At 66.8% G+C, this 10,608-nt stretch carries 7 protein-coding genes and 2 tRNA genes; 4 read left to right on the top strand and 5 right to left on the bottom strand.

The window, feature by feature from the left end:
• Positions 1-124 precede the first annotated feature (124 nt).
• Positions 125-904 carry a response regulator gene (locus J2X58_RS01645; protein WP_090054515.1) on the top strand — a complete coding sequence of 260 codons (780 nt, stop codon included), beginning with the start codon at positions 125-127 and terminating at the stop codon, positions 902-904.
• Here the strand turns inward: J2X58_RS01645 and J2X58_RS01640 are convergent.
• Both J2X58_RS01640 and hisS read right to left on the bottom strand, forming a co-directional pair.
• Complete coding sequence (locus J2X58_RS01640; RefSeq protein ID WP_090177908.1) at positions 825-2,714, bottom strand: aromatic amino acid lyase; 1,890 nt, start codon at positions 2,712-2,714, stop codon at positions 825-827. The genes J2X58_RS01645 and J2X58_RS01640 overlap by 80 nt on opposite strands.
• Before the next feature lie 28 nt (positions 2,715-2,742).
• Complete coding sequence (hisS, locus tag J2X58_RS01635; protein WP_310046082.1) at positions 2,743-4,128, bottom strand: histidine--tRNA ligase; 1,386 nt, start codon at positions 4,126-4,128, stop codon at positions 2,743-2,745.
• Between the two features lie 154 nt (positions 4,129-4,282).
• On the opposite strand from hisS, the gene J2X58_RS01630 reads away from it, so the two are divergent.
• From J2X58_RS01630 to J2X58_RS01620, 3 genes are all read left to right on the top strand, one after another.
• Positions 4,283-4,359 (top strand) — tRNA-Pro (locus J2X58_RS01630).
• 219 nt (positions 4,360-4,578) lie between these two features.
• Positions 4,579-5,121, top strand: coding sequence for a DUF922 domain-containing protein (locus tag J2X58_RS01625; protein WP_310046081.1), 543 nt, complete (start codon positions 4,579-4,581; stop codon positions 5,119-5,121).
• Positions 5,122-5,553: 432 nt separating this feature from the next.
• Entirely contained in the window at positions 5,554-7,230 is a 1,677-nt protein-coding gene (locus J2X58_RS01620) for a beta-L-arabinofuranosidase domain-containing protein (RefSeq protein WP_310046080.1), read from the top strand.
• A gap of 54 nt (positions 7,231-7,284) precedes the next feature.
• On the opposite strand, the gene J2X58_RS01615 is transcribed toward J2X58_RS01620, so the two are convergent.
• The 3 genes from J2X58_RS01615 to alaS all read right to left on the bottom strand — a co-directional run bounded on the left by J2X58_RS01615 (position 7,285) and on the right by alaS (position 10,581).
• Positions 7,285-7,377 (bottom strand) — tRNA-Ser (locus J2X58_RS01615).
• Between the two features lie 71 nt (positions 7,378-7,448).
• Complete coding sequence (gene csrA, locus J2X58_RS01610) at positions 7,449-7,643, bottom strand: carbon storage regulator CsrA (RefSeq protein ID WP_090054525.1); 195 nt, start codon at positions 7,641-7,643, stop codon at positions 7,449-7,451.
• 304 nt (positions 7,644-7,947) lie between these two features.
• Positions 7,948-10,581, bottom strand: coding sequence for an alanine--tRNA ligase (alaS, locus tag J2X58_RS01605; RefSeq protein WP_310046078.1), 2,634 nt, complete (start codon positions 10,579-10,581; stop codon positions 7,948-7,950).
• Positions 10,582-10,608: the final 27 nt, after the last annotated feature.

Here is a 10,608-nt window from a genome sequence, read left to right as displayed (position 1 = left end):
ATAACGCATCGTAACTCTGCAACGGGACCGTGGCAACCGCCGACGCGAAATTGCGCTTTTCTTCCATATATTTCGGATTCAGCGATCGCCACCATGGCGGGCATTTCCATGCCATGAGCCCGCCATGTCGAGTTCCGTGATCATTGCCGACGACCACCCCGTCGTCGTCGCAGGGGTCGAGACCATCCTCCGGGCCCACCGCTACGACGTCGTGGCACGCGCCCACGACACGGACACCCTGTTCGAGACCCTCCGCGACAACCCCTGCGACGTCGTCGTCACCGATTATTCGATGCCCGAAGGCTCGCAGCCCGACGGCATGCCGATGATCCGCCGCATCCGCACGGTCCGCCCGGACGCCGGCATCGTCGTGCTCACGATGCTGTCCAATCCGGCCATCCTGCGCAGCCTGCTGGACATGGGCGTCGCCGCCATCTTCGACAAACGCACCAACCTCCGGGACATCCCGGTGGCCGTGCATGCCGCGGAAGTCGGCCGCTCGTACCTCAGCCCCGCGATACGCCGGCTCTTCCATGAGGCCGATTGCGCCTCCGGACACGACGAGCTCGCCACGCGGCTGTCACCGCGCGAGATCGAGGTCCTCCGCGCCTACGCGCAAGGCCATGGGCAGGCCGCCATCGCCGAGATGATGGGCCGCAGCTTCAAGACGATCAGCCGGCAGAAGCGTTCGGCCATGGCGAAGCTGGGTCTGGTCAACGACGCCCAGCTGTATCAGTTCCTCGCCGGGGTGCGCGCGGCATCGCTCGACGACTGGTCGCCGGCGATCGAAGCCGCCGCGAAGCGCATCGTGCCCGGGGGCGGCGTCAGGCGACGAGCCGCCCCGACGCCACCAGCTCGCAAACCACGCGCACGTCGCCGTCCATCGCGCGATCCCGCTGCATGAACGCGACGTGGTCGCGCAGCGTCTTCAGCGCGGCGCGCACGGCCACGCCGCCATGGAAGTCGTCCGCCGACGCCAGGGCGTCCATCAGCGCCCGCACTTCCGCCTCGAACCGGGCGTAGTGCGGCGAATCCGAGCGAGGCGCACCCGAGATCTTCGATGCCAGGGCCTGCCAGTCGCCGCGATGCGCAAGGGTGCGAGCGGCGTTGAGCATGTCCTGGCGGTATTCCAGCGCCTGGGCGGCGGTGTAGAGCTCCATGGCCAGGACGTGGCCGAGGTCTTCGGTCATCTCCAGCACGTGGCGGGCTTCGTTGGCGCCCATCGACACATGGTCCTCAGCGTTGGCGCTCGTCGGCACGGAATACACCGACGCCGGATGCGCGCGCGTCGCGAGGTCGTTGACCAGCGCCGCGGCGGTGTACTGCACGATCATGAAGCCGGAGTCCGTGGCGTCCTCGTTGCCGATGAGGAACGCCGGCAGGCCGTCGTTGTTCGCGGGATCGACGAGCTTCGCCGTGCGGCGCTCGGAAATCGAGGCGAGCACCGGAATGGACGCCTTCACGTAGCTCATCGCGAGCGCGAGCGGCATGCCGTGGAAGTGGCCGGCGGAGATGACCTGATCCTCGATGACCTCGGCATTCTCGGCGTCCGGGAAGACCAGCGGGTTGTCGGTCACGGCGTTGAGTTCGACGTCGAACACGCGGCAGGCCTGTTCCCAGGCGTCGCGCACGGCGCCGTGCACCTGCGGGGCGCAGCGCAGGCAGTACGCATCCTGCGGCTGGTGCTTCTTTCCGCCCTTGAAGGGCAGGAAGCGCGAATAGAAGGCTTCCTTGCCGTGACGCTGCGTGGCCGGAACCCAGTCCCAGCCGATGTCGAAGCGATGGCCCTGGTCGGCCGGATCGGCCCAGGAGTCCGACAGCCACGGACGGAACCGCGGCACGAGGTGATACGCGATATCCGCCAGCGTCGAGCCTTCCAGCAGACCGCGGATGTTGCGCGCCGCCGCGACCTGACCCGGATGCGGGCGCAGCGCGTGGACTTCTTCGGCGTAGGCGCCGGTGCGGCCGGCGAACGCGTCCAGCGTCATCGCGGCGGCGAGGTCCGCCGTGCGGATCAGCATGTCCATGGTGTCGAGCGCGAGCACGCCCGTCGCGAGCATCTGCGTGGTGCCGTTGTTGAGCGCGAGGCCCTCCTTGAACGACAGACGCACGGGCTCGAGACCGGCGGCGGCCAGCGCCTCCGCGCCCGGCATGCGCCGCCCTTCGTAGAACGCCTCGCCACCGCCAAGCAGCACGATCGCCAGGTGCGACAGCGGCGCGAGATCGCCGCTGGCCCCGACGGAACCCTTCTCCGGAATCACGGGAATGACGTTGCGATTGAGCAGCTCGGCCAGCGCGCGCAGCGTTTCGACCCGGATGCCGGAATGACCGCGCATGAGGGTGTTCACGCGGATGGCCAGCATCGCGCGCACGACGTCCACGGAGAACGGCTTACCGACGCAGACCGCGTGCGTGATGATGAGGTTGTGCTGCAGTTCTTCCAGCAGCGTGCCCGAGCGCGGTTCGGGGTTGCCGCCGGGCAGTTCGTCGCGCACGCGGTGCGCGCCCAGCAGCTTGTCGGCATTGCTGCCGAACCCCGTCGTGACGCCGTAGATCGGCTCGCCGCCACCCACCTTCTCGGCCAGGAAATCCGCGGCGCGCTTCACCTTCACCAGTTGCGCCTCGTCGAGGCGGATCGTGGCGCCCTGGCGCGCGATGGCGGCGACCTGCGCGCGCGTGAGGCTGCGGCCGTCGAGGAGGATGCTGCTGGTCATGGTTGGCGCCGTGCGGAAGGGTGGAGGGTCAACGACCGATTTCGGCCTGGGCGAGCTCGACGCGGAGTGTCTTGACGAGATCCGCGCGCGGCACCTCGAACTGGTCCTCGCGGCGCAGGTCCTTCACCGTGACGACGCCCTTGGCGATTTCGTCCTCGCCGAGGACGACGACGAAGCGGATGCCGGCCCGATCGGCGTACTTGAACTGCTTGCCGAGCTTGCCGCCCTCAAGCACCACTTCGGTGGCGATGCCCGCGCTGCGGAGCTCCGAAGCCACCGCGAGGTAGACCGGCATCTGCGCCGCGTCCATCTGCGTCACGAGGACGTCGACCGTGCTGCGCGCCGTCGAGACGAGGCCGGCGTCGCGCAGCTGCCAGTAGAGGCGCGTGAGGCCGATGGAAATGCCGACGCCCGGCAGGTGCGACTTGGTGTACTGGCCGGCGAGGTTCTCGTAGCGACCGCCGGAACAGATCGAGCCGATGCCCGGGTGGTCGTTGAGCGTGGTCTCGTAGACCGTGCCCGTGTAGTAATCGAGGCCGCGCGCGATCGACAGGTTCAGCGCGAAGTGCGTCTCCGGCACGCCGAAGTCGCGGATCAGGCCGAGCACTTCCTTCAGCTCCGCCCTGCCCTGCTCGAACGTCTCCGAACCGCTGCCGAGCGCGTCGAGCTTCGCGAACGCGTCGTCGACCGAGGTCGAACGCACCTGCACGAACGCGAGGATCTTCGCGGCGACCTCGGCCGACAGGCCGAACGCGTCGCCGGTGAGCGTCTCGCGCACGTAATCGGCGCCGCGCTTGTCGAGCTTGTCCACCTCGCGCAGCACGAGCATCTGCTGCTCCGGATCGGCGACGCCCAGGTTCTCGAAGTAACCGCGCATCAGCTTGCGGTTGTTGAGCTGGATCGTGAACGCGCCGATGTTCAGTTCCTTGAACACGCTGTAGATCACCGCCGGGATCTCGGCGTCGTAACGCACCGAGAGGGAATCCTTGCCGATGACGTCGATGTCGCACTGGTAGAACTCGCGGAAGCGGCCGCGCTGGGCACGCTCGCCGCGATAGACGCGCTGCATCTGGTAGCGACGGAACGGGAAGCTCAGGTCGTGCTCGTGCTCGGCGACGTAGCGCGCCAGCGGCACCGTGAGGTCGAAGCGCAACGCCAGCTCCGGCACGCCACCCTTTTCGGCCGCCGCGCCCAGCGCGCCGGTCGACTGGACGAAGTACACCTGGCGCTCGGTCTCCCCGCCCGTCTTGGTCAGCAGCACATCGCTATGCTCGATCACCGGCGTCTCGATCGGCAGGAAGCCGAATCGCTCGTAGTTGCGGCGAATCGTGTCCAGCATGCGCTGGAAGGCGATCTGGTCGAGCGGAAGGAGCTCGAGGACACCGGGCATGGTGCGGGCCGGGGTGAGTGCCATGCAATTCCTCTTCGGACAGGCTGTACGGGCGCCGCCATGCGGCAGCCGCATAGATTAGCAGATGGCCAGGGACGCCCCGGACGCCCGCGTGTAAAAAATATGCGACGACCTGTTGCCAAGGGACCGGGCCATGGCTAATATACGCGGCTCCCGTCGGGGTGTAGCTCAGCCTGGTAGAGCGCTACGTTCGGGACGTAGAAGTCGCAGGTTCGAATCCTGTCTCCCCGACCAATATTCGAAGTTTAAAGGCCCTGAAAACCGCGTCCGCGCGAGCTTTCAGGGCCTTTTTCTTTGCCGGCCTCGCGCCCGCCCCGCTCCTTGCCGGAGCCATCGCGGACATCGCCGGTCGTCCGCGGACGCGGCCCAGGGTGCTAACGGCGCGCCGCGACGCGGTCGCCGCGCTGGCACACGCCTTGCTCGTCCACGGCATCGCCCTCACGGACCGAAGCCATGCTCTTCGCCGTACCGCCCGTCGTCGTTCCGGAACCCGTCGTTCGGGAACACATCGCCTACTACGCGATCACCGGGTCGCGAGAAGAAGACCTCGTGAAGGAGATGAACCGTAAAGGTCCGACGAAGCCGGATGGAAGGTACTGGGCAATGACGGACGCAGGCGTGTCCTGGAGCTACGACGTCCGCCTGGCAGGCGGCACCTGCGCCCTGGTCAAGCCGAGCGTGCTCGTCACGATCGACATCACCCTTCCCTCGTGGAAACCACCCCTCGGTGTCGACGCGACGATCGTCGCGAAGTGGAACCGCATGCTCGACGCGCTGAAGAAACACGAGAACGAACACGCGCAGTTCAGCCGCGACACCGCCGACGCGCTCACCTCACTGATGCGCGAGCACGCATCGGACACGACCTGCGCGCGACTCGACGCGACGCTACGGGCGCGCGGACGCGCGATCCTCGACGCGGAGAAAAAACGGAACGCCGAACTCGACGCCCGCACCGCGCACGGCAGCTCGGAAGGCGTCGGTATCGCGTGGTGATCGTTCGCCTTCGTCGCCATGCGCCATGACGCGACACCCCTCTCGCGAAAATGTCATACATTACGATTCCGGTCGACAGCGAGAGGATCTTCCCGAATGCGTGAGTCCCACCTTTCAGGCCGGCGCGGATTTCTCCGCGCATCCGTCATCGGCGCACTGACGCCATGGTTGCCGGCAGCGGAGACTGTCGCACCATCGAAACCTCCCGCCGCAGCGACATTCCCACGGCCACCTCTCGCACCGCAACCATTCCAGCTGCTTCCCGCCGGATCGATTCGGCCGTCCGGATGGCTGCGCCGGCAACTGGACATCCAGGCGTCCGGACTTGGCGGCCGCGTCGATGAGACATGGCCGGATCTTGGCCCTCGAAGCGGATGGCTTGGTGGCGACGGCGAGGCGTGGGAGCGCGGTCCGTATTTTCTCGACGGCCTGTTGCCGCTCGCCTGGCAGCTCGACTCGCCGACGCTGAAGGCGAAGGCGCAGCGGTTCATCGACTGGACGCTCGAGAACCCCTGGCCGAACGGCATGTTCGGTCCGAAGAGCAACGACGACTGGTGGCCGCGCATGGTCATGCTCAAGGTGCTCGCGCAGTACCAGGAGCTGACCGGCGACGCGCGTGTGGTGCCGTTCATGACGCGCTACTTCCACTACCAGCTGAGCGCCCTGCCCGACCGCCCGTTGCGCGACTGGGGCCGCATGCGCTGGCAGGACGAGGTAGCCGTGATCGTCTGGCTGCACTCGCGCACCCAGGATCCGAAGCTGCTGGAGCTGGCGGCGCTGCTGAAAAGGCAAGGCTACGACTGGCAGGCCATGTTCGCGGACTTCCCCTTCCGCGAGAAGACCGACGCGAGCGTGGTCGAGGCGAAGGGCGGCAAGAACGCTTTCATGGAAGACGACGGGCTTCAGGTGCACGGCGTCAACGTCGCCCAAGCGCTTAAGGCCTCGGCAGTGTGGTCGCTGATATCGCGCAACGCGGACGACCGATCCGCCGTACGCCACCAGCTCGCGCAACTCGACCGGTACCACGGGCTCGCCAACGGCATGTTCTCGGCCGACGAGCATCTCGCCGGGCGCAGCCCGTCGCAGGGTGTGGAACTGTGCGCCGTCGTGGAAGCCATGTATTCGCTCGAAGTCGCGCTCGCGATCACGGGCGACGCCACGCTGGGCGATCGCATCGAGCGCATCGCCTACAACGCGTTGCCGGGCGCGTTCACCGACGACATGTGGGCACACCAGTACGACCAGCAGCCCAATCAGGTGGAATGCAGCCTGCACAAACGTCCGTGGACGACGAACGGGCCGGAAGCGAACCTGTTCGGCCTCGATCCGCATTTCGGTTGCTGCACGGCGAATTTCCACCAGGGCTGGCCCAAGCTGACGGCAAGCTTATGGATGGCCAGCGCCGACGGTGGCCTCGCGGCGGCGCTGTATGCGCCCTGTCGCGTCAGCACCTTGGTGCGCGGCGTTCCGGTCGACATCGACGAAGACACCGACTATCCCTTCCGCGACGACATCGCTGTGACGCTGCGCCCCGCATCGCCGGTGGCGTTTCCGGTTCGCCTGCGCATACCGGCGTGGTGCCGCTCGCCATCCGTGCGGATCAACGGCGAAGCCGTGAAGACGGCACCGGTCGATGGCTTCGTCACGGTGGAGCGCCAGTGGAAAGCGGGCGACACGATCCAGCTATCGTTCCCCGCCGAGGTCGTGGCCGAGACGGGATTCAACGAATCCGTGAGCTTCAGCCGCGGCCCGCTGGTGTTCTCGTTGCCGATCGGCGAAGCATGGGTGAAGTGGCGCAAGCGCGGCCTGACCAACGACTGGCAGGTGTATCCGACGTCGTCGTGGAACTACGGGGTGCTGCCCGGAGCGACGGTGGAGCGCCATCCGATCGGCGAACGCCCCTTCGCTGGCTCGAACCCGGCGATGACGCTCAACGTGCGCGGGCGACTCGTGGCGTGGAAGGCGGAAGAAGGCGCGGCCGACCCGGTGCCGGCGAAAGTGATCGCCGAGGGCGACCCCGTCACGACGCTTCGACTCGTGCCATACGCGGGTGCCAAGCTGCGCATCACGTCGTTCCCGGCGCTCAAGGCCGACAGCCCGACCGGCTGACAAGCCTGGCCTCCGCCCACAAAAAAGCCCTGATAAACAGGGCTTTTTGCAAACTGGCGGAGAGTGAGGGATTCGAACCCTCGATAAGGCTTTTGACCCTATACTCCCTTAGCAGGGGAGCCCCTTCGGCCTCTCGGGCAACTCTCCGGATCGTTCGTCGAGGTAGGCACCTTAACGAGCCAGCAAGGATACTTGGCCTTGCACGGCCCGACAAGTCTTTACTTCTCGTCCCCGGAGTGGCCGGTATCGCCCTCGTTCTTGATGCGCTGGTAGATTTCCTCGCGATGCACAGCGACGTCCTTCGGCGCATTGATGCCGATGCGCACCTGGTTACCCTTGACACCCAGAACGGTAACGGTCACCTCGTCGCCGATCATCAGGGTTTCACCGACCCGGCGGGTCAGAATCAGCATGATTGATACTCCATAAAATCAGGTATTGGCTTCCCCACCAACGACAACCTCACCCCGAGTGCTTGCCGTCAATGGATCGACGTTTCGACCATCGAAGGCCGAACTGCCTTCCCCGGCTCTAGTTGTGTGTGTCGCTGACCAGCTGTCCTGCCATCGCGATCCGATGGATCGATGTCGACGGATGCATTTCGACATTCGGATCATACTAGCCGAGCCAAAGCGGGGGACGCAACGCACATGGCCGCTAATGCGTGCACCGGAGCGCCTTTACGGCAATCCGGCGCACACCCCGGCCATCTGCCGTTCAGCGCAGGCGCGCCTCCACCCAGGCGGGAATGCCCGCGAGGATGCCCGGCAACGCGGGACTGTCGACGCCGCCGCCCTGCGCCATGTCCGGACGACCGCCGCCCTTGCCTTCGATCCGTGAGGCGACCTCGGCCACCAGATCGCCGGCCTTGACCCGCCCCAGTGCCGAGCCGCCGACGCCCGCCACGAGCGACACCCGGCCGTCCACCGCGCCGGCGAGCACGATCGCGCTGTCGCCGAGCTGCTGCTTGAGGACATCCATGCTGTCGCGCAGCGACTTGGCGTCGAGGCCTTCGAGACGCGCGGCGACGACCTTGATGCCGTTCACGTCCACGGCCGACGCCGCGAGGTCCGCCGAGGCCGAGCTGGCGGCCCTGGATTTGTAGGATTCGATCTCGCGTTCGAGTTTCTTCTGCTTGTCGAACAGCTGTCGCAGCTTCTCGACGACGTCGTCACCCTGCGCGGCCAGGAGGCCGGAGACTTCGGCGAGGATGCGCTCCTCGTCCGCCACGCGCGCGATCGCGCCGGCGCCGGTGACGGCCTCGATGCGGCGAACGCCCGCGGCCACGCCGGACTCCGACACGATCTTGAACAGGCCGATATCGCCGGTGCGCGACACGTGCGTGCCGCCGCACAGCTCGGTGGAGAAGCCACCCATCTTCAGTACGCGCACTTCGGAGCCGTACTTCTCGCCGAACAGCGCGATCGCGCCGAAGTCGATCGCCTCGTCGTAGCCCATGTGATGGACTTCGGCGTCGTCGTTATGACGGATCTGATCGTTCACCATGCGCTCGATCTGCGCCAGTTCTTCCGGCGTGAGCGGCTTGAAATGCGAAAAATCGAAGCGCAGGCGCTCCGGCGCCACCAGCGAGCCCTTCTGGGCGACGTGATCGCCAAGCACCGTGCGCAGGGCGGCGTGCAGCAGGTGGGTCGCGGAGTGGTTCAGGACCGTGGCCTTGCGCTGGGCCGCATCCACCGACGCGGCCACGACGGCGCCGCGCAGGAGCGGCGCGGAGCCCTGCCACGAGCCGAAGTGGGCGAAGAACGCGCCACCGACCTTCTGCGTATCCGAGACGGCGAACGCACCGGACGGATTGCTGAGCATGCCGGTATCGCCGACCTGGCCACCGGACTCGGCGTAGAACGGCGTGCGGTCGAGCAGCACGAAGGCGTCCTCGCCCTCGGAAAGGGACTCGACCGCCTTGCCGTCGCGGACGATGGCGACGACCTTCGCGTCGGCGAGGTCGAGGTCGTCGTAGCCCGTGAAGATCGTCGGCGCCACGGCGCTGGCGACCTCGGCCGGCAGCTGGGCCTTGGTGCCGAAGTTGCTGGCCGCGCGCGCGCGGGCGCGCTGCTCGCCCATGGCGCGCTCGAAGCCTTCCATGTCGACGCTCATGTCGCGCTCGCGCGCGATGTCGGCGGTGAGATCGACCGGGAATCCGTAGGTGTCGTACAGGCGGAACGCGTCCGCACCGGGGATGATCTGGCCCGACTTCGCCGCGATGTCGTCGAACAGGCGCATGCCGTGCTCGAGCGTCTCGCCGAAACGGTCTTCCTCGGTCTTCAGCGCCTGCTCCACGAAGGCGCGCTTTGCCGCGATCTCGGGATAGGCCTCGCCCATCTCCTCCACCAGCGGCGCGACCATCTTCCAGAAGAAATCGCCGCGCACGCCGAGCATCCATCCGTGGCGCAGCGCGCGACGGATGATGCGACGGAGCACGTAGCCGCGCCCCTCGTTCGAAGGCAGCACGCCGTCGACGATGAGGAACGAGCAGGCGCGGATGTGATCGGCGATGACGCGCAACGACTTGTTCGAGAGATCGGCCGTGTTCGTCAGCCGGCCCGCTTCACGGATCAGGTGGGCGAACAGGTCGATTTCGTAGTTCGAATGCACGTGCTGCAGCACGGCCGCCAGACGCTCCAGGCCCATGCCGGTGTCGACGCACGGCGCGGGCAGCGGCGTCAGCGTTCCGTCCGGCGCGCGGTCGAACTGCATGAAGACGAGGTTCCAGATCTCGATGTAGCGATCGCCATCCTCGTCGGGCGAGCCCGGGGGACCGCCGGCGACATCGGCGCCGTGATCGTAGAAGATCTCCGTGCACGGGCCGCAGGGACCGGTGTCGGCCATCTGCCAGAAGTTGTCGGAAGCGAACGGCGCACCCTTGTTGTCGCCGATGCGCACGATGCGCTCCGCTGGCACGCCGACTTTCTCGTGCCAGATGTCGTAGGCCTCGTCATCGGTGTGATAGACGGTGACCCACAGGCGCTCGGCCGGCAGCTTGTAGACGGCCGTGAGCAGTTCCCAGGCATAGCGGATGGCGTCGCGCTTGAAGTAGTCGCCGAACGACCAGTTACCGAGCATCTCGAAGAACGTGTGATGCCGCGCCGTGTAGCCGACGGCGTCGAGGTCGTTGTGCTTGCCGCCGGCACGCAGGCAGCGCTGGACGTCGGCCGCGCGCACGTAACCCGGCTTTTCGCTGCCGAGGAAGACGTTCTTGAAGGGCACCATGCCCGAATTGGTGAACAGCAGCGTGGGGTCGTTCGACGGCACCAGCGATGCCGAAGGCACGATGGTGTGGTCCTTGGAACGGAAGAAGTCGAGGAAGGTCGAACGGATTTCGGCGGTTTTCATGAGCGATCGTGGCTTGGGAGCTGCGAG

It is taken from the genome of Luteibacter sp. 3190, from assembly GCF_031456385.1.
Lineage (GTDB): Bacteria > Pseudomonadota > Gammaproteobacteria > Xanthomonadales > Rhodanobacteraceae > Luteibacter.
Note: the sequence above shows the minus strand (reverse complement) of the source record. Positions and strands in the feature narration are given on the sequence as shown.

Excerpts from the sequence above, each read along its gene's own strand:
- J2X58_RS01645 (WP_090054515.1), top strand. The coding sequence starts at position 125 with ATGTCGAGTTCCGTGATCATTGCCGACGACCACCCCGTCGTCGTCGCA.
- J2X58_RS01640 (WP_090177908.1), bottom strand. The coding sequence starts at position 2,714 with ATGACCAGCAGCATCCTCCTCGACGGCCGCAGCCTCACGCGCGCGCAG.
- hisS (WP_310046082.1), bottom strand. The coding sequence starts at position 4,128 with ATGGCACTCACCCCGGCCCGCACCATGCCCGGTGTCCTCGAGCTCCTT.
- J2X58_RS01625 (WP_310046081.1), top strand. The coding sequence starts at position 4,579 with ATGCTCTTCGCCGTACCGCCCGTCGTCGTTCCGGAACCCGTCGTTCGG.
- csrA (WP_090054525.1), bottom strand. The coding sequence starts at position 7,643 with ATGCTGATTCTGACCCGCCGGGTCGGTGAAACCCTGATGATCGGCGAC.
- alaS (WP_310046078.1), bottom strand. The coding sequence starts at position 10,581 with ATGAAAACCGCCGAAATCCGTTCGACCTTCCTCGACTTCTTCCGTTCC.